A 24,170-nucleotide genomic window follows, 5' to 3' on the forward strand; every position below is an offset into this window, starting at 1 on the left:
CATTTGCACCAGAAATAAATCAAAAATTTAATATCCCCCCAAATGAAAAATTTAATTATTGCATCTTTTATCTTATTAGGACTATCTACAGTTAATGCACAAAACGTTACTTTAAACGTAAAATTAAAACCAATTCAAACCCTTGTTGTTAATACTGCTCAAAAAACTGTTGACTTAGAATACTCTTCAAAAGATGATTACAAAAACGGTGTTACTTCAACAAATACAGATCATTTGAACATTTATAGCACTGGAGGTTTTCAAGTAAAAGTAAAAAGTGCAACTGCTTCGATGACTAATGGAACTAAAAAAATTGAAGCAAACAGCATCCAACTTACAGCAACTGCAGGAACGGATGGAATTACTGGAGCTACGTACTCATCTAATTTAAAATTGTCTACTGCAGAAACACTTCTTGTATCGTCTACAGCAGGTGGTGTAGATAAAAAAATATCTGTTGCTTATAAAGGAGCTGGAGCAGAAGCTTACCTTGATAATTACATTGCAGGTCAAACGCCTACTGTTTATACTACTGAACTTACTTATACAATTATAAGTCAATAAGTAAACCTTTTCATAATTAATAAATAGTGCTGCAAGAAATAGTGGCACTTTTTTATTTACTAACTTTGTGTTTTTCAATTAAATGTAATTGTAGCCCCAAAGAAAACCTATAATGAACAAATTTTTTTTATTTTTTTATTTTTTTATTCTCCAAGCAACTGCCCAAACTGGCATATCTGTATCACCACCTAGAATATACTTTGATTCTAAATTAGGAGGTAGTAATACACAGCTAATATCAGTGACAAACGTAAGTGCAACAAACACTCTCGATCTCGCTGTAAGCCTTGGCGATTGGGAATATGATGAAAAAGGTGAAAACCAGATGTTCAGTGCAAACACTCTTGCAAACTCTTGTGCAAATTGGATTTCGATAAAAAACACCGATAATTATTTTACTTTAAAACCAGGAGAAAGAAAAGAGCTTGAAATAACTGTTACGCCACCCAAAACGGCAATTGATACACTAGCAGCTCACACTGCGGTATTATATGTCAGTCAAATGAATCCTGTGGATGATGTTGATAATAAAGGTACCTCCATAAAAGTGAGTATTCGTTCTGGGATTAAAATTTTTCACAGTTATCCTGAGAATTTTATTCGAAAAGTAGAAATAGAGGATTTAAAGTACGATCAGTCCCTAAACAAAGTAAATTTAAAATTTCGCAATCAATCTAAATTATGGGTTGACGGAAAGATATCTGGAGAAATAATTAATACTAAAACAGGTAAAAAATCAGTTTTAAATAATGTTGTTTTTTACACATTACCAGGAAATTTGCGAACGTTAAGTTTACCTGTGTTAGAAACCTTAGAAAAAGGATCGTATAATGCCTCAATAATTATTGATTATGGGGATGCTGCGCAATTAGAAATGGCTGAACTAAATTTTAATTATGAATAAATTCATCGTAATTATATGTTGTTTATTTTCACTGTTCTCCTTCTCCCAAGTAGCATTTACATCTTGGACAAATTCGTATTTACAGGTAACATCCTATAATGGGAACAGTAGCTCTGAAGCATTGACAGCAAAATTGGCAGGAAATGGAAATTTTACTATTCCTAACTGGAAATTATCGGCAAAGATCAATCAAACGCTTGTTTCAGATGATGGTAAATACACTCTACCTGCAAATAAAATTTCTTTTCAACCTTCATCAACAACGGGTCAACAGTCACCAACGGCGACACCATCATTTACTGAAATTGGCGCGCCTTTAAATGTAATATTGCAAGAGAATGCAGAAGCATTTTTAATTCCAAATTCGAATAGTCCTATATATAATAATTCATCGCAGACTAGTTCCTATTATTTTTTACAAATGAAATTTAATTTCACAGTAATTGGCGGGGCATATTTAGGTGCTTTCCCTGCGTGGACAAAATTTACTGTTCCTATTGAATTTACAACTTATAACCAGAGTAACGGAATCATTGGTAAATCTACTCAAACTTACCAAATACAAATCGGTAATATTACTGATGCACCTCCAGTCGCTGATGAAATGTCAATGCAGATTAATTTAAGTGCGTCAAAAGGAGTTTTGGAATTTAAAAGTATTCAAGATTACAGCAATGGTGCCAGCGTGACCTACACTGATGGATTATCTGTAAAGAGCAATACTAATTTCCAAATAAAAGTTCGTTCGCTAAATAGTAATTTACAGTCAGCAACTGGTAACACCATACCAATCGATGTAGTAAACCTTACTTTGTCAGGAGGTTCAAATTCCAACCAAACAATTACACCAATTGTTTTAAGTAGCTCGAGTCAAGCATTGGTGAAGACGAATACAAGTATTTTAACGACCTACAAATATGACATTAAATACTACACGACTGGTCAAGATCAACGATTAATTAGCGCCAAGTCTGATGATTATGCCACAACGTTACAATATGAGATAACCCCTCAATAACCCCCAAAAAATGCCCCTTAATAAATTGAGACTTTTATCGAAATTTATTTTTTTTCTACTTTTCAGCATTCCCATTATAGCACAGAATAGTGATCGTGGCGTTTTGATGACTGTGGAGAACGATATTTCGTTTAAGCAACCTACTCTACTAAGCTTGGTGGTGGTAATCGAAAATACCAATGCGACTACACTAAGTGGAAAATTAAAATTTGAAGCGCTTCAAGGATTTCGAAATTTAAGTGGTGATAATTCATCTTTAAAACTGGCTCCCGGAGAAACACGCCACATTCCTGTGAAGTTTATCATAGGAGCAGACGCTATGGCTGGAACATCAGTATTTATTTGTAAACTAACTTCTGCAGACGGTACGATCATAGCACAGCATAGTACTACTCATACTATAAATCAAGACAATACGCTAACGATCACGCCAATTGAAAGTACTATCTATCGCTTATCTAATAATCAACCTATCGCTGTCAAAGTAAAAGTGAGTAATAAAGGTAATATTTCGCAAAGTATAACACTAGTTTGTAAGTTTCCTGACCCTTCCAATTCAAACCTTTTTATCGAACAAAATGCTACCCTTGCAGTTAAAAAAGATTCCATCTTCACGTTTACTTATCTTCCTTCTAAGGTTTTAGTTAAGCAATCTACTTATACTGTAAGAATTTCGGGTTTTAGAAATCCCGACAAAGAAATCTTTGGAAATACAACTGTTGATATTCAAAATATTTCAAGCACACAACAATACCAAGCAGTTGACTTTACGAATTTTACTCAAGAAACATCTAACGAAATTAGCGCCAGTTACAGAAGGCTAGGTGGTGACGTAGATTTTTATCAACTCAAAGGTTCGGGTGGTATAAATATTCCGTCGGGCTATCTGTTCCTGCGCGGAAATGTTGCATTATCTAATAGTCAGCAAGCGCCATTGGTTACTAATACTAACTTAACATACCGTCAAGGAAGTAATGAGTTTAGTGTTGGAAATATCAGTAAGTTATTTGAAATGATATTTGTGGGAAGAGGTGCTGAATACAGCCATACATTTAACAAAAAAGAGAAAATCGAGTTTGGCTTTATAGATCAGAATTACAATTTATTGGAAGAAAACAGCTGGTTAAAATACGGATATGGTTTCTATGCAAATGCTATTTTAAACCCTGAGAACAGCACCACAAATCTAACTGCGAATTACCTGTATAGTTACGATCCATTCGAAAAAGCCAAACATAACATCATTGGAACCACTGCAAAATACGAGTTTAATCGTGATTGGAGTATGATTACCAAATTAAATGGAGGATTAAGTACCTATGATTTGAATGCATCAACTAAAACGTCATTTGCGGCAGAGTCAAATTATATCGGAAAAATAAAAGACGTTAACTTGAACGGAAATTACTTTTTTAGCACAGATTATTATCCCGGTAATCGAAGAGGAAACATACAACTACAGCAAAGTTTTTCAACACCAATAAAAAAACACAACGTATATGCCAACGTAACATATGCTAATTTTGCACCCAAATACTATTCCTTTGATACAACTCAGGAATCTGCGAATACCCGATTAGATATAGGAATCAGATTTCCAAAATTTAAAAGTTTTAGTTACAATTTAGCATATCAATATCAAAGTGAGCAATCTAATAGTTTTAGCACGCTACTTGGAAACCTCGATAATAATGGAACACAAAAAATGGCTGCACATCGTATTGCTCAGCAATTTTCATGGGTCAATAATATTTCAAGACAATCAGCTTTGTTAGGAATTGAAACAGGAGCAGTGCGTTATCCGACAATGGCCAATGACCAATATCAGATGAAAATCAATGCGAACTATAACTATAAAAATTTCAATATAAATTCGGTGTACCAATTAGGAAGCTACTATCTTTCTGAATACATTTTTTCGTCAGTAATAGCTGCAGATGAAGATTATCAAAAGCTTTCTTTATCATTGTTTTATAACAGTAATTTCTTGAATAATAAACTGAACTTTAACAGCGGATTTACTTATGTGGATGACATTATATATGGCAAATCTCCGTCTGCTTTTATAAATACAAGATATAATGGCAAGTCCTTTAGTACCTTTCTAAATTCTTCTTGGTATAATTATACGATTGGTGGTTTAATAAACAATAGTATAACGCTAGAGCTAGGTGTTACGGTAAGATTGCAAAATACTATTTTGAATCCTGATAAAAAAAGTACAATTAAGGTAACTGCTTTTTACGATAGAAACAATAATAATAGATTGGATTCCGATGAAATTTTAGCTGCAAATTATACTATCAACATCAATACAATCGCCTTAAGAACAGATGAGGACGGAACTGCGTCTTACAAAAAAATCCCTTATGGTATTTATTACTTAAAGCAGTTTACTCAAGATGGATGGTATTATAATGATGCGGCAATAAATGTAGACCGACACAATTACAACCTCAATTTACCATTGCATCAAAGTGGAAAAGTAGAGGGAAAAGTTGTCTTTAACTACAATGCCGAAACAGCATTAGATTTTGAAAAGCGAGGATACGGAATTACATTCAACGTTACACAAAACGGAAAATTGATTCAGAAAATTCAAACCAATGACAACGGTAATTTTACTCTTTTTCTTCCAACTGGTGATTATAGTATAGTAATTGACGAGCAATCGCTACCGGTCAATACGTATTGTACTGTGAAAAGCCAAGATGCTAAACTTGAAACTGGAAAAATTGTTGTTATTCCTCCTTTTACAATTAATGTTAAGGAGAAAAGAATCAATACAAAGAAATTTACAAATTGATAGATGGAGAGGAAAAATTGTTGTTCTAGTATATAAGAAGTAGAACAACCTTTCTTTTAAATTTATTCCATAAAATAAGCCTCTCAATTTCTTGAAAGGCTTGTTTTCTGTGGTCCCACCTGGGCTCGAACCAGGGACCACCTGATTATGAGTCAGGTGCTCTAACCAGCTGAGCTATAGGACCGGTTATGAGAGTGCAATATTACTACTATTTTTCGTTTGCTCCAAATATTTTTTAATTTGTTTTTAAAGATCTGCTACGAACAAAATTTTTATAGATTCAAATGAATTGATTATTAGTGTGCTAAAGGGATTTTGAGTAAAAAATTATTTTATTTCCTGACACAGTTCGATCAAAACACCATTAGTATTTTTTGGATGCAAGAAGACAACGCGCTTATTATCTGCTCCTTTTTTTGGAAATTCATCTATAAAAATAAAACCTTCCTGCTTTAAACGAATTATTTCCTGCTCAATGTCATCTACTTCAAAAGCAATATGATGTATTCCTTCTCCCTTTTTTGCTAGAAATTTAGCAATAGAACTTTCAGGATTTGTGGCGGCGAGCAACTCAATTTTGTTTGGCCCACTTTTAAAAAATAATGTTTCGACACCTTCGTGAGCCACTGATTCAGAATGGTAAGCGGCGACACCAAGCAATTTTTCAAAAAGTTGGTTCGAGAATTCTAAATTTTCGACTGCGATACCGATATGTTCAATTTTCTTCATTTGAGAATGGTTTTTCATTAGTCGTGATTTGTACGTAAAGTTAAAACATCTATAATTAGGTTTTCTATTCTCATTGTGTTTTACCAATTAACCTATAATAATTTATTAAAAATTTCGATAGCCGTAAATATAATTGTTATTTTGTACTCTTTAATTTTGATAACAGATGTTCAAAAAAATTTTCATTGCTTTTTGTTTGATTCTTGCACTATCGCTTTTAGGCTGCGCCAAAAGAGGAAGTATTACTGGTGGTCTTAAAGATACTTTACCTCCAGTACTTAAGAGTAGTTTTCCAAAAAATTTCACGACTAACTTTACAGCCAAAGAAATCAATCTTACGTTTGATGAGTATATAAAATTGAAAGACATGAGCAAGCAACTCGTGATTTCGCCACCAATGAAAAATGAACCATTGATTTTACCAACAAACGCAACAAAGTTTTTAAAAATTGAAATCAAAGATACGTTGCAACCCAATACAACTTATAGTTTCAATTTTGGGCAAAGTATTACCGATAATAATGAAGGAAATGCGTTAAACCAATTTAAGTATGTGTTTTCTACAGGGAGTTATATCGATTCCTTATCACTTGCTGGGACTATTAAAGATGCTTATAATAAAGAGTTTGATAATTTTGTATCAATAATGTTATATGAGATGGATGATAAATACACTGATTCCATCGTTTACAACCAAATGCCGCGCTATATAACGAATACACTCGATAGCATGAAAACTTTTAAACTTGAAAATTTAAAAGCAGGTAAGTATATGCTCGTGGCATTAAAGGACGCTAATAAAAACAACAAGTTTAATTCTAAAGAAGATAAAATCGGATTTATAAAGCAAGCGATTACCATACCAAATGATACTTTATACGAGCTTGAATTATTTAAAGAAACAATTCCTTTTAAAGCATACAAACCAACGCAAGCGAGTGGGAACAGATTGTTTTTAGGTTATGATGGTACACAAAACTTTAAACTTTCAAAACCGACTGTTGTACTAAAAAGGGGCAGCGAAATTCTTCCGACAATTATAACGCAGATGCCAAAGAAAGATTCCTTACAAATTTGGTACAAGCCTTTAAAAAATGATAGTCTTTCTATTGAAATAAAAAAGGATCAATATGCAAAAGATTATAGTTTTAAGATAAGAGATCAAAATAAGAAAGACACACTGAACGTTTCAACTTTGCAAAGTGGAACAATAGGATTCAATGATAGATTTACACTTGATGCTTCTACACCGTTGGTTACTATTGATAAGACCAAGATGAGGTTGATTAATAATGCAAAAGAAGAAGTGCCTTTTGAAACGGAACAAGATATTTTTAATCAAAAATTATATTTTGACTTTAAAAAAGAACCCGCAGAGAAGTACAGTCTAACGCTTTTGCCAGGCGCATTGACTGACTTTTTTGATGAAAAGAGCGATACATTGACCTATAAATTTGATACAAAACCTTTAGATCAAGTAGGGAATCTCAAAATTCAATTGCAAAATGTTAAAAAATTCCCTGTGATTGTGGAGCTTACAAATGATGCAGGAGATGTAAAAGCTTCAAAATATACTAGTGGTGAAACTGTAATAAATTTTAATTTGATTGAACCGTCGCTCTATACGCTTCGTATTATTTATGATGATAACAAAAATGAGCAATATGACACGGGTAGCTTTTTAGAAAAACGATACTCAGAGGAAGTAGTCTATTATTCGAAGCAGATTGATGTTCGAATTAACTGGGATGTCGAGCAATCTTTTGATGTAAGTCTTCCTTATATTCCCGAACCCAAAGATAAAACAGGTAAAAAGAACGAAAAAGGCGCAAAACCAGCAAATAGAAAACCCGAGTTAAATTAAGCCGTAGCTAAAGTTCAATTTTAAAAGTATCACCATCATTCAGGAAATTGAATTGTTGTCTGGTATTTCGAACTAATTCTAGATCAATCTCATCTACAAAAATACTTTCGGTTTCTGTAGGTGCAATGCAATATTCTCCTAGTGGAGCGATCAACTGTGAGTGGCCATTATACGATAGGTGATTGGCGTCTTGTCCAACTCTGTTTACACCAATGGTGTAGCATAAATTTTCGATTGCACGAGCGCGTAGTAAGCTGTCCCATGCTAGAATTCTTGTTTCTGGCCAGTTGGCGACATATACTAGTAAATCGTAATTTTCTTTATTTCGAGAAAAAACTGGGAAACGTAAATCATAACAAACTAGTAAACAAATCTTCCATCCTAAATAATTTACAATCAATTTTTGGTTTCCAGCGCTGTAAATTTTCTCCTCGCCTGCAAGCGTAAATAGATGTCTCTTATCGTAATGTTGAATGCTGCCAGAGGGTGAGACAAATAGCAGTCGATTATAATAGTTTTCATTTTCAGTAATGACGACGCTTCCTGTAATCGCACAATTTCTAGACTTTGCTATTTTTTGCATCCAGACAACTGTATCGCCAGTCATAGTTTCTGCAATTTTGGTAGTATTCATTGTAAATCCCGTACTAAACATTTCGGGTAGCACAATTAATTCGATATCTGTATTTAAATCGCTGATTTTTTTCTCAAACTCAGTTCTGTTGACTGTTGGATTTTCCCAGACCAAAGCCGATTGTATCAAAGCTATTTTCATTTCTAAATTTTTTATAAAGGTAAGTATTCTGTAGAAAAGTGAAGGAGTAGGGAAGTAGGCTTTTTTAAGAGTAGCTTCTGTCGCTCCCGGATCTTCCAATGGCTATCTTTTGCTGTGGCAAAATTAAGGTAATGATACTTTTATCGAGGGTTAATGGCTACTCTCTATCGTTATGATGTTATATTCAAATTTTTTGACTAGAATATTATAAAGAAGTTTTTTAGGATTCAGGAATACTTTTAGAATGCTACTGCATAATCTGTTTTTAGACGATGAATGTTGTAATTCTTGATGGCAATAAAGGGACTTTCTCATCTTGCATTTTCTAGGCTGTCAATTCTCAATTCAATTCACTAAATTTGCATTCAAAATAAAACCAAATGAGCAATATTAGAATCACCAAACAATTCAATTTTGAAACCGGACATGCCCTTTATGGGTATGATGGTAAATGTAAAAACGTACACGGTCATAGTTATAAATTGTCTGTAACGGTTATGGGGCGCCCAATTAAGGACCGTAATAATGTGAAGTTTGGAATGGTGATAGATTTCTCTGACTTGAAAAAAATTGTCACAGAAGAAATTGTAGATCAGTTTGATCATGCAACAGTTTTTAATGAAACAACTCCGCATATTGAATTGGCAAGAGAATTGCAAAATCGCGGACACCACGTGATCTTGGTTGATTACCAACCTACAAGTGAAAACATGGTGATTGATTTTTCTAAAAGAATCATTAGTCGTTTACCAGAAGGGATCGAACTATTTTCTTTGAAATTACAAGAAACTGAATCATCTTTTGCAGAATGGTTCGCGAGTGATAACTTATAATTTCAATTTTTGAAAATTATTTCATGCTATTAGCCAATAATAAAAAAATATATTTTGCTTCTGATCAACATTTTGGAGCACCAACAGCTGAGTTGAGCTTACCACGAGAAAAGAAATTTGTCGCTTGGCTGGACGAGATTAAACAAGATGCCGAGGCGATTTTTCTACTAGGCGATTTATTTGACTTTTGGTTTGAATATAAAACAGTTGTTCCAAAAGGTTTCATGCGCGTATTGGGTAAGCTAGCCGAAATACGAGATAGTGGCATTCCGATTTACTTTTTTGTGGGAAACCACGATTTATGGATGCGCAATTATTTTGAAACCGAATTAAATATCCCTGTCTATCACGATAATCAAGAATTTACCTTTGGAGGTAAAACTTTTTTGATAGGACATGGTGACGGCAAGGGACCAGGAGATTTAGGATACAAACGCATGAAGAAAGTATTTGTTCATCCGGTTTCTAAATGGCTTTTTGGATGGTTGCACCCAGATATAGGTGTTGGACTAGCTCAGTATTTGTCAGTCAAAAACAAAATGATATCAGGAGAAGCCGATGTGAAGTTTCTGGGAGACGATAAAGAATGGCTTATCTTATATGCCAAACGAAAACTAGAGACCAAGCATTATAATTATTTCATATTTGGCCATCGCCACTTACCCATGATTAAGTCTATTGGTGAAAATTCAGAATACGTCAATTTGGGAGATTGGATTACCTATTTTACTTTTGGTGAATTCAATGGAGATACATTCGAAATAAAAGAATATAAATAAAATTTGATTTTGTTTTGACGCAATATCTTAACGCTATTTGTTTTTTCTTTTTTGTAAAATTTTGTTTATTAGCTCTCGATTATAACATTTAAATTTAAATATGAAAAATTTAATTTTGGCACTGACAGTCAGTGTAGGTTTTGCAAGTTTTGCCGCTCCAAATTGGGGTAAAACGGGGCATAGAACAGTGGGAGAAATAGCTGCCAAACATTTAAAAAGTAGCACCTCAAAAAAGATTAGTGCTCTTTTGAATAATGAATCTATGGCAGTTGCAGCCGTTTTTGCAGATGATATTAAAAGTGATTCCCAGTTCAATAAATTTGGATCTTGGCATTATGTTAATTTCGATGGAGAAAAGAAATATAAAGAAGATCCCATCAATCCAGAAGGTGATGTATTGCAAGGGATAAAAGCATCTATTGAGAAAATTCGCTCTGACGAGACATCAAATGATGAAAAGAAATTTTACCTAAAATTATTAATTCATTTTGTTGGTGATTTGCACATGCCTTTACATGCAGGTAACCTAGCCGATAAAGGAGGAAATGATGTTAAAGTAAAATGGTTTGGAGGAGATTCAAACTTGCACCGCGTTTGGGATTCTGACATGATTGATGATTACCAGATGAGTTACACAGAATTGGCGACCAACAATGATGAAATGGTTACTAAGGCACAAATTGAAGAATTTGAAAAAGGTACCTTGTTGGAGTGGGTTGTCGAATCAAGACAATTGGCGTTGAAATTATATAGTGAAACACACCAAGATGAAAAGTTAGGGTACAAATACATGTATCAAAATTTTCCGATTGCTCAAAATCAATTAGAAAAAGGTGGAGTACGATTGGCATTGATCCTAAATGAAGTTTTCAAAAATAAATCAAAATGGTTAGATGGTTTCCTTGCTGATTTGTAATATCAAAAATTAAAATAATTATCAATTTATATTTTATAACAAAAGCTCCAAAATTATTTTGGAGCTTTTGTATTTAAGTTTACTATTTTTGCTAAAAAAAAACTTGATTTCAACTTCAGATATATTTACGATCTCATCTCAAAAGCAATTTGAAAAAATAGCTTTAAAAACCTTTCGTTTCCAGTACGAAAATAATCTTGTGTATCGAGAGTTTTGCAATCATTTAAAAACAGATGTGCACAAAGTAAAATCGTTGAAGCAAATCCCGTTTTTACCAATTCAGTTTTTTAAGAGTCATAGCGTTGTAAGCAATCACGATCCCGTTGAAACTACATTTACCAGCAGTGGAACCACAGGAATGATCACTAGTAAACATCTAGTTACAGATGTGTCTATATATGAAGAAAGTTATCGAAATGCATTTTCGGAGTTCTATGGCAATATTGAGGACTACGTAGTTTTGGCACTTTTACCATCGTATTTAGAAAGAGAAGGTTCTTCTTTAATTCATATGGTCGAAAACTTAATAAACCTATCCAATCATGCCGAAAGTGGGTTTTACCTTCACAATCACGACGATTTGATTCAGAAATTAATTAAGTTAAATCAGGATGGACAAAATGTACTTTTGATTGGGGTTACTTATGCTTTATTAGATTTGATCGAAAAACAGCGCTTTCAACTTCAAAACATTATTATCATGGAGACTGGTGGAATGAAGGGAAAGCGCAAAGAAATGATTAGAGAAGAATTACATGATATTCTCTGTGATGGTTTTGGCGTAAATGCAATTCATTCTGAATATGGTATGACCGAGCTGCTTTCTCAGGCCTATTCTCTAGGTGATGGTATATTTGAATGTCCGTCTTGGATGCAAATTTTAGTTAGAGATACAGAAGATGCCCTAACTTATGTCCCAACCGGAAAAACAGGCGGAATCAACGTAATTGACCTTGCAAATATCAACTCGTGCTCATTTATTGCGACTCAAGATTTGGGCAAAAAATATCCCAATAATTCTTTCGAAGTATTGGGACGTTTTGATAATTCGGATATTCGTGGTTGTAACCTAATGGTACTTTAAATTTTTTATAATTTTCGAAAAAAAATAAGATGCTAATCGATTTAATTACCTCTTATTTGGAAATTGTATGTTGTAGTATTTTCATTTTTTCGGAATATCTCACACCCAATATTCGAGCCGATGGCGTATCAAAATGCAAATGATCACCTTTATCTGTCAAACCTTCAGAGGAAACTACAGCCGCGTTAGGAATTTCGTTTTCTACAGAGTTGATCGCTTTATTGATGAAATGGTCTTTGTTGAAGTGACCAATTTCGCCAGCAACAAAAGGTAGGTTAGGAGTACCTAGATCCCTTCTTAAATTTGCAACTAGTACTTTAAGCTTGTGGAGGTATTCTTTAGAATCTTTTTCATTATTATCAGATTCTCCTTGATGCCAAAGTATTCCCTTGAGCTTTCCAGATTCCATAGCTTTTTTTGTGCGTGCAATGGCTTCATCATAGGGATGATGCTGTGAATACTCTGCTCCCGAAACCCAGACTGAAAGTGGAGAACCTCCCCAGGCAGCCGGAATAAGACCAATTTTTAAATCTTTATTACCGTTAAGCATTTCTTCTGCAAAACTTATACCAGGTCCCACTCCTGCTATCGCTTTGTCAAAATGCAACGGATCTTTTGCAATGACCCATTCATTGTTTTTGTTCAGCATCAAAATATTGCTTGACAATGCAGGTGTAATCTCTTCTAGTGGGCCTCTTCCAGCCATATTAGATTGCCCAATAAGTAAATACACATCATCTGGCGTATTACTATTTTGACTATGGGCTTCGCAGGCAAAGAAAATCACTAAAAGTGCAAACAAACGAAAAGTGATAGATAGATTGACCTTCATTTTATGCAATTTATAAAGCTGATGATTATTTATGAAATTTATAAATAACCATCAGCTGTAGTTTTTCTGTTGAACAGTATATATTTAAACGACTCTCACTACAAAGTAATTTTTCTTACCGCTTTGCAATAATACAAACTGATTGTTTATCAAATCGGCTGAAGTAAGTATAAAATCTTCTTTGACTTTTTCTCTATTGATCGAAATTGAATTAGCGGTTAATGCTCTTCTCGCTTCTCCATTCGATTTGAAAAATCCTGTTTTTTCATTTAAGACCGTAATAATTTCAATTCCAGTTTCGATTTCAATTTTAGAAATTTCTGCTTGTGGAACACCATCAAAAACTTCGAGAAAAGTAGCTGCATCAAGTGTTTTTAAATCATCCGAAGTCGCATTTCCAAAAAGTATCGTAGAAGCTTTTTGTGCTTTTTCTAGCTCTTCTTGTGAATGAACAAAAACAGTCAGTTCTTCGGCCAATCTTTTTTGTAACACTCTTAAATGTGGCGTAACTTGATGCTCAACAATTAAAGCTTCGATAGCTTCTTTATCTAAAAATGTAAAGATTTTAATATATTTCTCAGCATCTACGTCAGTAGTATTTAACCAAAATTGGTAAAATTTATAGACAGATGTTTTGTCACTTGTTAGCCAAACATTTCCTCCTTCAGATTTTCCAAATTTAGAGCCATCTGCTTTTGTAATCAACGGACAAGTCATTGCATATGCTTTGGCTTCTTCGCCTACATTCATACGACGTACTAACTCTGTTCCTGTAGTGATATTACCCCATTGATCTGATCCACCCATTTGTAGCATACAGTTGTATTCTTTATGCAAATGGTAAAAATCGTAACCTTGAATTAACTGGTATGTAAACTCAGTAAATGACATTCCTTCCCCTTCGCCATTGATACGTTTTTTTACAGAGTCTTTTGCCATCATATAGTTAACTGTAATTCGCTTTCCTACATCACGAGCAAAATTTATAAACGATAGTTCTTTCATCCAGTCGTAATTATTTACTAAGACTGCTGCATTTTCATCTTTCGAATTAAAATCTAGAAAATGACTTAAAACTCCTTTAATACCATTCACATTATGTGCTAGAGTTTCTTCGTCAAGTAAATTACGTTCGTCTGATTTTCCAGAAGGGTCTCCAATCATACCAGTAGCTCCACCTACTAATGCAATAGGTTTGTGACCAAAATTTTTAAGATGTACTAGAAGTATAATTGGCACCAAACTTCCAATATGCAAGGAGTCTGAAGTAGGATCAAAGCCAATATAAGTTGCTGTCATTTCCTTTAAAAGTTGTTCTTCTGTTCCCGGCATAATGTCGTGAACTAAACCGCGCCATTGTAATTCAGTAATAATATTTTTCATCTTTTTAATCAATTTCAGCAAAGATAACAATTCAAATGTCAAATTTCAATATCTATCCCATTCGTGCTCAAAATTATAATAAAATCTTAAAATTTATAAAATGTAACAATCTGAAAATGTGTTAGGTCTCGATTTATTTGTTCTTACTGCGGTTGAATATTGTCATTGCTATTGAATTTTATACCTTTGTATTTATGGTATTACTTACAGGAGGAACAGGACTGGTTGGGGCACATTTGTTAATTCGTTTGATAGAAAACGGTGAAAAAGTGCGTGCTACTTATCGTAATAGAAATGCAATCGAGAAAACAAAAGCGCTATTTGCATATTACCAGAAAGAGACTCTTTTTGATGCGATAGAGTGGAAGGAAGCAGATGTTACCAACATCACGCAACTAGAAGAAGCTTTTATTGGTATCGAATATGTATACCATTGCGCTGGACTAATTTCTTTTCAACCATCTGATGAAGGTCGACTTCGTAAAACTAATATTGAAGGTACGGCAAATGTCGTGAACTTTTGTCTTGCCAATAATGTAATAAAATTATGTTACATCAGTTCTGTAGCTGCTTTAGGTGATTTGGCAGAGCATGAAACTGTAGTAACCGAATCAACAGAGTGGAATCCTGAAAAACCTCATTCTGATTACGCCATTTCAAAATATGGTGCTGAGATGGAGATATGGCGAGGGCAACAGGAAGGTCTGCAAAGTGTTATCATTAACCCTGGAATAATTCTTGGGCCAGGTTTTGATGATCAAGGAAGTGGTTTGCTGTATAAAAGAGTCGCCAAAGGCTTATCATTTTACACTACAGGTGTTACCGCATTTATTGCAGTTCCTGATGTTGTCGAAATTGCGATCAAACTTATAAATAGTTCTATCGTAAATGAGCGCTATACACTTGTGGCGGAGAATAGTTCTTACCAACAAATTTTGAACTCAATGAGTGATGCGTTAAATGTAAAGCGTCCTAGTATACATGCCAAAGGTTGGTTACTTGAGATTGCTTGGCGATTGGATAAATTTGCTTCGTTTTTATTTCGATCGAAAAGAAATCTAACAAAGTACATGGCTAGATCCAGTTATAATAGTAGAATCTTCTCAAATGAAAAAATAAAAGCTGATTTAAAAATCAGCTTTATAGATGTTCATCAGTATATTAAAAAGATTGCAAAAGTTTAATTTAAGACACCTTCTGTTTCTACAGGTGCTTGTTCTAGCTTTTCCTTTATGTTAGTTTTCTTAGCCACCGAATCATTTTTGATGGTTTTTGATTTCTTGGTCTTCAATGAATCGGCACGTTCTTTTATTCTTATTAGCGTGTCCACTTTTTTTAAATCAGATTCAATTCGAACTTTGACTTGATCAAAAATGTCTTTGTAATTTTTATAATCAGCAGCATAATAACTGTTGCTTTTTGAAAACTGGACACTATCGATATTATACTTCTTAAAAATATATTCTAATTCTGTACCCTTGTACTTCTGTAAAGTGGCAGCATTTTGGTACCTAATCACATTTAGTAATGACAAATCATAAAGTATATCTACCATCTCTTTTTTGTCAATAAGGTTGTCAGGTTTCTCCATAACCTGATCTTTACACCCTACCCAAAAAAATAAAAAAAGGAGTATGCCTATCTTTTTCATAACTTGAATTTTATGATGTAATTCTGGTAATTAAAAATCTCTATCAAATAACAGTCTACGTCCAGCTTTGACGTCCTTCACTTTAAAAGCTTTGTAAATTAACTGACCATTTACAAAAGTATGTGTAATTCTAGATTTAAAAGTGAAACCTTCAAAAGGAGACCATCCACATTTTGCTAGAATATTTTCTTTCTTAACACTCCACGGCAAACCTGCGTTGACAATCACCAAATCGGCATAATATCCCACTTTGATAAAACCTCTCTTCTCAATTTGAAAGATTTTTGCAGGGTTATGACACATTTTTTCAACGATTTTCTCAATGCTAATTTTTCCTTGGTGGTAAGCTTCAAACATGGCTACTACTGCATGCTGTACCAAAGGTCCTCCAGAAGGAGCTTTTAAATAAGATTGTTTTTTCTCTTCAAGCGTGTGAGGAGCGTGATCAGTAGCGATAACATCTATTCGATCATCTAATAGTGCTTTCCATAATGCATCTCTATCAGTGGCAGTTTTTACTGCAGGATTCCATTTTATTAAATTTCCTTTTGTAGCATAATCATCATTTGAAAACCAAAGATGATGAATACAAACTTCAGCAGTAATTCTCTTTTCTGCCAATGGGATTTTATTGGTAAACAAATCCATTTCTTTTGCAGTCGAAAGATGAAAGATGTGTAAGCGAGCCCCAGTTTTTTTGGCAAGAGCTACAGCTTTTGATGAGGATATATAGCAAGCTTCCTCAGAACGAATCAAATGATGCGCTGTTACAGGAACATCATCTCCATACTCTGCAATATACTTTGCTGTATTTTCTTTAATAGTTGTTTCGTCTTCACAATGAACTGCGATTAGCAAAGGAGTACTAGAGAATATTTTTTCTAGCGTAGCTTCATTATCAACTAACATGTTACCAGTTGAAGATCCCAAGAATATTTTGATACCAGCAACATTTTTTGAATTGGTTTTCAGAACCTCTTCAAGATTGTCATTGGTTGCTCCCATCATAAATGAATAATTCGCATACGATTTTTCGGCAGCCAATTCGTATTTTTGTTCTAGGATTTCTTGAGTAACGGCGTTAGGGATGGTATTAGGTTGTTCGATAAACGATGTAATTCCACCTGCAACTGCTGCTCTTGATTCTGATTCAATATCACCTTTGTGAGTTAAACCGGGCTCTCTAAAGTGAACTTGATCATCGATTGCACCGGGCATTAAGTAATTCCCTTCGGCGTCAATAATTACGTAATCGGATGATTTTGCACTAATGCTTTCTGAAATTTCAACAATTAAGTCATTTTCAATTAAAACATCGCCCTCAAAAATCACTCCCTCATTTACTATTTTGGCATTCTTAATTAAAACCCTGTTCATTGTACTAATTCTTATAATGTATTAAATAATTTTTTTAATCTCAGAGAAATTACTCCAAACACAGCTTCTATAATAATAGAATTACTCATTTTGGACTGTCCTTTGGTTCTATCGGTAAAGATAATAGGAACTTCGGTAATTTTAAATTTGCGACAGTAAGTTCGGTATTTCATTTCAATTTGAAAAGCGTAACCAACAAATTTTATCTTATCTAGTTTTATAGTTTCAAGCACGTTTCGTTTGTAACAAACAAATCCTGCTGTAGCGTCGTGAATTTGCATTCCGGTTATCATGCGTACATATACAGAGGCAAAGTAAGACATTAAAACTCTGCTCAGTGGCCAGTTTACAACATTTACACCTGTTACATAACGGGAACCAATGGCTAAATCGGCATCTCCAAAATGACAAGCGTTGTAAAGTTTTTCTAAATCGTTGGGATTGTGTGAGAAATCGGCATCCATCTCAAATATAAAATCATATTTTCGAGCGATAGCCCATTTAAAGCCGTGAACATAGGCAGTACCAAGTCCCGCTTTTTTCATTCTTTTTTCCAAAAACAATCGATTTTCAAATTCAGACTGCAATGCAATAACCTTATCTGCCGTGTGATCTGGCGAATTATCATCTATTACAACTATATGAAAGTTCTTATGCTGCGACAGCACAGAACGGATGATACTTTCGATGTTTTCAATTTCGTTATAGGTAGGAATTATAACAATACAGTCACTCATTTTTCAAATAATTTCAACGCAAAAGTAAACTTTTTAAAGCATTTCAATGATAATAAAACTATAATAAAAAGTTTGAAACAAAAATTTACTAATTTTGTCGCAATATGACAGAACATTTACTTCATCCAAGAATTATTGAGAGCAAAGATTGGGCAACAATTTTATTTGTACTGTCGTTTATGCTTATAGCCGTAACCCGATCAACCAATGAAGGTCGATTTGGAGATTTTATGAATCTTCTCTTTTCTGATAAGTATTCTAAAATATACCGTGACCCAACTCACTTAAAAAGCACCTTCACAATTGTCTTGTTTTTTGTTCAAGCAATCTCTTTTGCTTTTTTTATACAACTGTCTTTGAGTGTTTTTGGATCAGCCTCCAAGACTGATTTTATACTTTATATTCAAATTGTAACATTTGTTATTTTCTTCATTTTATCAAAATACCTGATTGAGAAAATAATCGCAACAGCATTCAATATTGAGGATTTTGCTGCGCAGTTTAACCTTCAAAAAGTTACATATCGAACATATATTGGTCTTTTGATACTTCCTTTTAACATAATTTTGTTTTACCACGATACTATTTCTATTATAATACCACAAGTAATTATAGCTATGTTGTTGATAGCTAATGTTTTGATTTATTTGGTATCAATAAAAAATTATCAAAATCTAATATTCAGCAAGTTGTTTTATTTTATTTTATATCTTTGCACTCTCGAAATAGCCCCCTATTTTTTTATGTATTATTTGTACACAAAAGGTAGCGCTTAGAAACTGTTAAAATATGAAAGTGAAAACTATTTTGGTGTCACAACCTGAGCCTAAAGTTGAGAATTCTCCTTACTTTGAATTGCAACAAAAGCATAAAATAAAAATTGATTTCAGACCTTTTATCCATATAGAAGGAGTTAATGCAAAAGAGATTCGTCTACAAAAAATCGATCTTAATAATTTTACTGCAATTATTTTAACGAGTCGCAACGCCGTAGATCATTTTTTTAGAGTAGCTGAAGAAATGCGTTTCAAAGTTCCTGAAGGATTAAAGTATTTTTGCCAATCGGAAGCTGTTGCTTTCTACTTGCAAAAATATGTGGTGTATAGAAAACGTAAAATTTATGTTGGAGGAAAAGATTTTGCAGATTTATCACCGCTGATTAAAAAGTATAAGGATGAGAAATTCCTATTACCTGCGTCTGATCAATTGAATGCTGATGCACCTACTACATTAAATAACTTGAAAGTAGACTGGACTCAAGCCACTTTTTACAAAACTGTAATGAGTGATTTGTCTGATCTTGCTGATGTTTATTATGATGTTTTGGCTTTTTTCAGTCCAACTGGAATCAAGTCATTGTTTAAAAACTTTCCAGATTTTAAACAAAACGAAACTAGAATTGCTGTTTTTGGTAGTACTACCCAAAAAGAAGCCTTGGATTGTGGTTTGAGAATTGATATTCTTGCTCCAACTCCTGGTACACCTTCAATGACAATGGCAATCGAAAAATACATTGTAGAAAATAATAAATCAAAGTAATTTTTTACTAGAATTATATAAGTCAAAAAAAAACCGCAACTAATTGCGGTTTTTTTGTTTCCTGTTTTTTTGAATAAAAGAGCTATAGCTCTAATTAGTCTCTTCTGCTTCCACCCATATAAATTGAAATATAATACAGTAACGTAGCGATAGAACCTAATGCAGCTACAACGTAGGTGCGAGCTGCCCATTTCAAAGAATCTTCTGCTCCGGCGTACTCGGCATGATTTAGCATGTTTTTGTTTTTAAGCCAGGCTAGAGCTCTGTTACTTGCATCGTATTCTACTGGTAATGTAACAAGTGAGAAGATAGTAGTCGCTGCAAACAAAACGATACCAGCCAACAATAACTGCGGAAAACTATTTAATAACAATATACCTCCCAGTAAAACCCATTGCATATAGCTAGAAGCTACATTTACAAAAGGTACCAATTTGGAACGCATCGTCAACCACTGGTAACCAACAGCATGTTGTACAGCGTGTCCGCACTCATGAGCAGCCACAGCAGCCGCCGCTGCATTGCGTTGGTTGTATACAGCTTCGCTTAAGTTTACTGTTTTGTTTACTGGATTGTAGTGGTCGGTCAATTGACCTGGAGTCGAAATAACGCGCACATCATAAATACCATTATCGGCGAGCATTTTTTGAGCAATCTCAGCTCCGCTCATATGATTTTGCAAATGCAGTTTCGAATAAAATTCAAATTTGCTTTTAAGTCTTGAACTAACCAACCAGCTGAAAAGCATTATGATTCCAGCCAATACAAGATATCCTGTTCCCATGTTTTTTATTTTAAGTTTTTTATTTGACTATTAGATAGCAAATTCTGAACCAATTTGATAAAAGTGTCATTGTGGCAATGGTTAATTATTTATTAAATAGAACTTTAGATTAAAATTTTAAAAAAAAATCCAAATTCCAATTAACTAATTGTTAATAGAATTTGGATTTAAGTTGTTGCTTTATATTCAGGTTAAAGCAATAATTATTTAATTAGTACAATTGTTACCCTACCAAATTGATGATTTTTCCTGGTACAATAATTATTTTGTTAGGAGTCTTTCCGTCCAATTGTTTAATCGTTCTTTCATCGTTCAAAACAATTTCTTGAATTTGATCTTTGCTCAAGTCCAATGGTAAAGTCAACGTGAAACGCATCTTACCGTTAAAAGATACTGGGTATTCTTTTTCAGATTCTACCAAATGTTTCTCTTCAAAAACTGGGAAAGCAACCGTAGCTATAGATCCTTCGTTTCCTAATATTGACCATAATTCCTCTGCAATATGTGGTGCATAAGGAGAAATTACAATAGCCAAAGGTTCCAAAATGGCACGTGAATGGCATTTTTGAGTAGACAATTCATTTACACAAATCATGAATTGTGACACAGAGGTATTAAAAGAGAAATTCTCTATATCATCTGCTACTTTTTTAATCGTTTTATGTAATGTTTTTAAGTTGTCTTTGGTCGGTTCATCGTTTGTGACTACCAATGTGTCTTCTTCATAATACAAACGCCATAATTTTTTTAAGAAACCAAACACTCCCGAAATACCTGCCGTATTCCAAGGCTTTGCTTGTTCCAGTGGCCCTAAAAACATTTCGTACAAACGTAAGGTATCTGCTCCATACTCCGTGCAAATATCATCTGGTGTTACAACGTTGTATTTCGATTTAGACATTTTCTCTACTTCGCGACCTACAATGTATTTACCATTTTCATCTAGTACGAATTCAGCATTGTTATACTCTTCTCTCCATGATTTGAATTTTTCAATATCTAATTCATCAGATGAATTAACCATTGAGACATCAACATGAATTGGTTGGATACTGTGTCCTTCAATCTTATTTTTCGAAACGAATGAATTTGTTCCTTCCAATCGATATACAAATGCACTGGTACCTAAGATCATTCCTTGATTAATCAATTTTTTGAACGGCTCTTCTGTAGGTGCATACCCTTTATCTTTTAAGAATTTATTCCAAAAACGGGAGTACAACAAGTGACCTGTTGCGTGCTCACTACCTCCTATATACAAATCCACAGATTCCCAATACGCTAGCGCTTCTTTGCTTGCAAATTCATTTTCATTACTCGCATCCATATAACGCATCCAATACCATGATGAACCTGCCCAACCTGGCATCGTGTTCAACTCTAACGGGAAGATGGTTTGATTATCGACAGTGGTCGACTCGACAACTTTATTGTTTATGCTGTCCCAAGCCCAAACAGTTGCATTTCCTAATGGAGGCAAACCGTCTTCGGTTGGTAAATATTTTTCTACTTCTGGTAATATGATTGGTAAATATTGTGCATCAATCATTTGTGGTAACTCATTTACATAATAAACTGGGAATGGTTCTCCCCAATATCTTTGGCGGGAGAAAACAGCATCACGTAAACGGTAATTTATTTTTCCTCTTCCTTGGTTTATTTTTTCTAAGGCTTCAATAATGACTTTAGTAGCTTCTTTGTAACCTAGTCCATTTAAGAAATCAGAATTTTCTAAAACAAACCCTTCTTTAGCTCCAAACGCAGCTTCGGAAATGTCCTTGTCGAATATGTTCTTAATTTCTTGCATTCCGTTTTGCCCTTTAAAGAAATTAGCGAAAGCGAAATCTCTTTCGTCTCCACAAGGAACGGCCATTACAGCACCTGTACCATATCCTGCCAGAACATAGTCTCCAATCCAAACCGGAATTGGCTCTTTGGTAAACGGATGTTCTGCATAAGCTCCTGTAAATACTCCAGAGATTGTTTTTACATCAGCCATACGTTCTCTTTCAGAACGTTTAGAGGTTTTTTCGATATAAGCAGCTACTGCATCTTTTTGATCTGCTGTCGTAATTTGTGCTACCAACTCGTGCTCTGGTGCTAGTGTCATAAAAGTAACAGCAAAAATAGTGTCGGGACGTGTAGTGAAAACACTAATGGTACCGTTAGCTCCAGAAGGGTAGTCTCCAATATTGTCTAATTCTATTGTGATGGTATCTAAAACACCTGCTAGATTTCTGATGATTTCTTCGTTTGTAAAACGAATTATTTTAAAACCATTTTCATTTAATACTCTAACTTTTTCAGGATCGATCGCTATAATTTCACCTTTTACTTTACCATCAACTTCGATTACCAATTTTTTCGAAAGACATACAAAATCAACCGTATATCCTGCGATTAAATGTTGTTGCTTGAATTTATAATCTAAAGCTTTTGATTGTAAACTTAGCCATAAGGTCTTTTCAATTTCGGTTGAATTAGCCAAAGGATCTCTAGATCCCATGTTTTCTTCTCCTTCGGGGAAAGTTATAATAGGAAAGTCTACCATAGCACCAATGCTTTTTCCAATCCAATTGCGTTGACTTTCTTTGATACTTTCTGTCCAGTCAATCGTATTCAATCCTTGCAACAAACGTTCTGCATAAGCAGAAATACGCATGCTCCATTGTGTCATCTTTTTACGTACTACAGGGTATCCTCCTCGTTCAGAAACACCATTTATAATTTCGTCATTGGCCAAAACCGTTCCTAAGCCAGGGCACCAGTTTACTTCGGTTTCTGCTAGATAGGTCATTCTATATTGTAATAGAATTTTCTCTTGTTTTTCTTTGTCGAAAACATTCCACTCAGAGGCGGTGAAAACAGTAATATTGTCATCGCAAACCGCGTTAATTGCAGCATTACCTTCTGATGCTAGGGTAGTTATTAAAGTCGAAATATCTTCTGCTTTATCGCTGTCTTTATTATACCATGAATTAAATAACTGAATAAAAATCCATTGTGTGTGTTTGTAGTAATCAGGATTCGAAGTTCGCACTTCTCTATCCCAATCAAATGAAAACCCAATAGTGTCTAGTTGTTTTCTGTACCCCGCAATTTGATTTCCCTCTTTGTCAAATCCACCATCAATATTTACACGTGTAGTATCTTCTGGGCGCTGTCCTGTTTGTATTGCATATTGCTCTGCTGGCAAACCAAAACTGTCATAACCCATTGGGTGTAAAACATTAAAACCTTGGTGGCGCTTGTACCTTGAGTAGACATCTGAAGCTATGTATCCTAACGGATGACCTACATGTAATCCTGCTCCCGACGGGTAAGGAAACATGTCTAAAACATAATGTTTAGGTTTATCCGAAGTGTTAGACGCAGCAAAAGTTTTGTTGTCTGCCCAGTATTTTTGCCATTTGGCTTCAATTTCGTTTGGATTGTATTTCATCAGATTGTGTTTCTAAAGTATAAAAACGCTAAGTTTCTAGGATTAACGATATAATAAAGGCGCAAATTTACGTTTATTGTACGAAAGTCAAAACTTTGAACGTTATTAACTTCAAATAAAGAAATACTTTATTATTTTTACGGCATAATTAAA

The 24,170-nt window shown here is 34.1% G+C and carries 21 protein-coding genes and 1 tRNA gene; 12 read left to right on the top strand and 10 right to left on the bottom strand.

What is annotated here, in order from left to right; translation table 11 throughout:
- Positions 1 to 42 precede the first annotated feature (42 nt).
- From LXH21_RS06705 to LXH21_RS06720, 4 genes are all read left to right on the top strand, one after another.
- The gene (locus LXH21_RS06705; RefSeq protein WP_239863483.1) at positions 43 to 564 is read left to right on the top strand and encodes a hypothetical protein; all 522 of its coding nucleotides are present in this window, start codon (positions 43 to 45) and stop codon (positions 562 to 564) included.
- Positions 565 to 676: 112 nt separating this feature from the next.
- Positions 677 to 1,468: a fimbrial biogenesis chaperone gene (locus LXH21_RS06710; RefSeq protein WP_239863484.1), complete on the top strand. Its 792-nt coding sequence runs from the start codon at positions 677 to 679 to the stop codon at positions 1,466 to 1,468.
- Complete coding sequence (locus tag LXH21_RS06715; RefSeq protein WP_239863485.1) at positions 1,461 to 2,486, top strand: hypothetical protein; 1,026 nt, start codon at positions 1,461 to 1,463, stop codon at positions 2,484 to 2,486. Before LXH21_RS06710 ends, LXH21_RS06715 begins: the two co-directional genes overlap by 8 nt.
- A 10-nt stretch (positions 2,487 to 2,496) precedes the next feature.
- Entirely contained in the window at positions 2,497 to 5,292 is a 2,796-nt protein-coding gene (locus LXH21_RS06720) for a COG1470 family protein (protein ID WP_239863486.1), read from the top strand.
- A 110-nt stretch (positions 5,293 to 5,402) separates the two neighbouring features.
- Here the strand turns inward: LXH21_RS06720 and LXH21_RS06725 are convergent.
- Positions 5,403 to 5,476, bottom strand: a tRNA-Ile gene (locus LXH21_RS06725).
- Between the two features lie 143 nt (positions 5,477 to 5,619).
- The gene (mce, locus tag LXH21_RS06730; protein ID WP_239863487.1) at positions 5,620 to 6,021 is read right to left on the bottom strand and encodes a methylmalonyl-CoA epimerase; all 402 of its coding nucleotides are present in this window, start codon (positions 6,019 to 6,021) and stop codon (positions 5,620 to 5,622) included.
- 166 nt (positions 6,022 to 6,187) lie between these two features.
- Between mce and LXH21_RS06735 the strand changes: the two genes are divergently transcribed.
- A complete protein-coding gene (locus LXH21_RS06735) occupies positions 6,188 to 7,885 on the top strand; it encodes an Ig-like domain-containing protein (protein WP_239863488.1) in 1,698 nt (565 codons plus the stop codon).
- Between the two features lie 7 nt (positions 7,886 to 7,892).
- Here LXH21_RS06735 and LXH21_RS06740 read toward each other — a convergent pair whose 3' ends face one another.
- Complete coding sequence (locus LXH21_RS06740; RefSeq protein WP_239863765.1) at positions 7,893 to 8,660, bottom strand: amidohydrolase; 768 nt, start codon at positions 8,658 to 8,660, stop codon at positions 7,893 to 7,895.
- A 380-nt stretch (positions 8,661 to 9,040) separates the two neighbouring features.
- Between LXH21_RS06740 and LXH21_RS06745 the strand changes: the two genes are divergently transcribed.
- The 4 genes from LXH21_RS06745 (at position 9,041) to LXH21_RS06760 (ending at position 12,272) form a co-directional block, all read left to right on the top strand.
- Complete coding sequence (locus LXH21_RS06745; protein ID WP_239863489.1) at positions 9,041 to 9,493, top strand: 6-pyruvoyl trahydropterin synthase family protein; 453 nt, start codon at positions 9,041 to 9,043, stop codon at positions 9,491 to 9,493.
- Positions 9,494 to 9,516: 23 nt separating this feature from the next.
- The gene (locus LXH21_RS06750; protein ID WP_239863490.1) at positions 9,517 to 10,272 is read left to right on the top strand and encodes a UDP-2,3-diacylglucosamine diphosphatase; all 756 of its coding nucleotides are present in this window, start codon (positions 9,517 to 9,519) and stop codon (positions 10,270 to 10,272) included.
- A gap of 100 nt (positions 10,273 to 10,372) precedes the next feature.
- Complete coding sequence (locus LXH21_RS06755) at positions 10,373 to 11,188, top strand: S1/P1 nuclease (protein WP_239863491.1); 816 nt, start codon at positions 10,373 to 10,375, stop codon at positions 11,186 to 11,188.
- Positions 11,189 to 11,291: 103 nt separating this feature from the next.
- A complete protein-coding gene (locus LXH21_RS06760; RefSeq protein WP_239863492.1) occupies positions 11,292 to 12,272 on the top strand; it encodes a LuxE/PaaK family acyltransferase in 981 nt (326 codons plus the stop codon).
- Positions 12,273 to 12,324: 52 nt separating this feature from the next.
- On the opposite strand, the gene LXH21_RS06765 is transcribed toward LXH21_RS06760, so the two are convergent.
- Together LXH21_RS06765 and tyrS are read right to left on the bottom strand one after the other, a co-directional pair.
- On the bottom strand, positions 12,325 to 13,104 hold the full coding sequence (locus LXH21_RS06765; RefSeq protein WP_239863493.1) for a sialate O-acetylesterase: 780 nt from the start codon (positions 13,102 to 13,104) through the stop codon (positions 12,325 to 12,327).
- 84 nt (positions 13,105 to 13,188) lie between these two features.
- Positions 13,189 to 14,487, bottom strand: coding sequence for a tyrosine--tRNA ligase (gene tyrS / locus LXH21_RS06770; RefSeq protein ID WP_239863494.1), 1,299 nt, complete (start codon positions 14,485 to 14,487; stop codon positions 13,189 to 13,191).
- Between the two features lie 194 nt (positions 14,488 to 14,681).
- Between tyrS and LXH21_RS06775 the strand changes: the two genes are divergently transcribed.
- Complete coding sequence (locus tag LXH21_RS06775; RefSeq protein ID WP_239863495.1) at positions 14,682 to 15,671, top strand: NAD-dependent epimerase/dehydratase family protein; 990 nt, start codon at positions 14,682 to 14,684, stop codon at positions 15,669 to 15,671.
- Here the strand turns inward: LXH21_RS06775 and LXH21_RS06780 are convergent.
- From LXH21_RS06780 to LXH21_RS06790, 3 genes are read right to left on the bottom strand one after another with little or no spacing between them, the layout of a single operon-like run.
- Complete coding sequence (locus LXH21_RS06780) at positions 15,668 to 16,138, bottom strand: DUF4296 domain-containing protein (RefSeq protein ID WP_239863496.1); 471 nt, start codon at positions 16,136 to 16,138, stop codon at positions 15,668 to 15,670. The two genes, LXH21_RS06775 and LXH21_RS06780, sit on opposite strands and share 4 nt — an antisense overlap.
- Before the next feature lie 30 nt (positions 16,139 to 16,168).
- A complete protein-coding gene (locus LXH21_RS06785) occupies positions 16,169 to 17,515 on the bottom strand; it encodes a dihydroorotase (RefSeq protein WP_239863497.1) in 1,347 nt (448 codons plus the stop codon).
- Positions 17,516 to 17,526: 11 nt separating this feature from the next.
- On the bottom strand, positions 17,527 to 18,252 hold the full coding sequence (locus tag LXH21_RS06790) for a polyprenol monophosphomannose synthase (protein WP_239863498.1): 726 nt from the start codon (positions 18,250 to 18,252) through the stop codon (positions 17,527 to 17,529).
- Positions 18,253 to 18,356: 104 nt separating this feature from the next.
- On the opposite strand from LXH21_RS06790, the gene LXH21_RS06795 reads away from it, so the two are divergent.
- The gene (locus LXH21_RS06795) at positions 18,357 to 19,028 is read left to right on the top strand and encodes a DUF4271 domain-containing protein (protein ID WP_239863499.1); all 672 of its coding nucleotides are present in this window, start codon (positions 18,357 to 18,359) and stop codon (positions 19,026 to 19,028) included.
- A 13-nt stretch (positions 19,029 to 19,041) separates the two neighbouring features.
- Positions 19,042 to 19,791, top strand: a complete 750-nt coding sequence (locus LXH21_RS06800) for a uroporphyrinogen-III synthase (RefSeq protein WP_239863500.1) — start codon at positions 19,042 to 19,044, stop codon at positions 19,789 to 19,791.
- 94 nt (positions 19,792 to 19,885) lie between these two features.
- Here the strand turns inward: LXH21_RS06800 and LXH21_RS06805 are convergent, their stop codons facing one another.
- The gene (locus tag LXH21_RS06805; RefSeq protein ID WP_239863501.1) at positions 19,886 to 20,575 is read right to left on the bottom strand and encodes a zinc metallopeptidase; all 690 of its coding nucleotides are present in this window, start codon (positions 20,573 to 20,575) and stop codon (positions 19,886 to 19,888) included.
- A gap of 223 nt (positions 20,576 to 20,798) precedes the next feature.
- Positions 20,799 to 24,017 carry a leucine--tRNA ligase gene (leuS, locus tag LXH21_RS06810; protein ID WP_239863502.1) on the bottom strand — a complete coding sequence of 1,073 codons (3,219 nt, stop codon included), beginning with the start codon at positions 24,015 to 24,017 and terminating at the stop codon, positions 20,799 to 20,801.
- Positions 24,018 to 24,170: the final 153 nt, after the last annotated feature.

It is taken from the genome of Flavobacterium algicola (assembly GCF_022399565.1).
Classification (GTDB): domain Bacteria; phylum Bacteroidota; class Bacteroidia; order Flavobacteriales; family Flavobacteriaceae; genus Flavobacterium; species Flavobacterium algicola.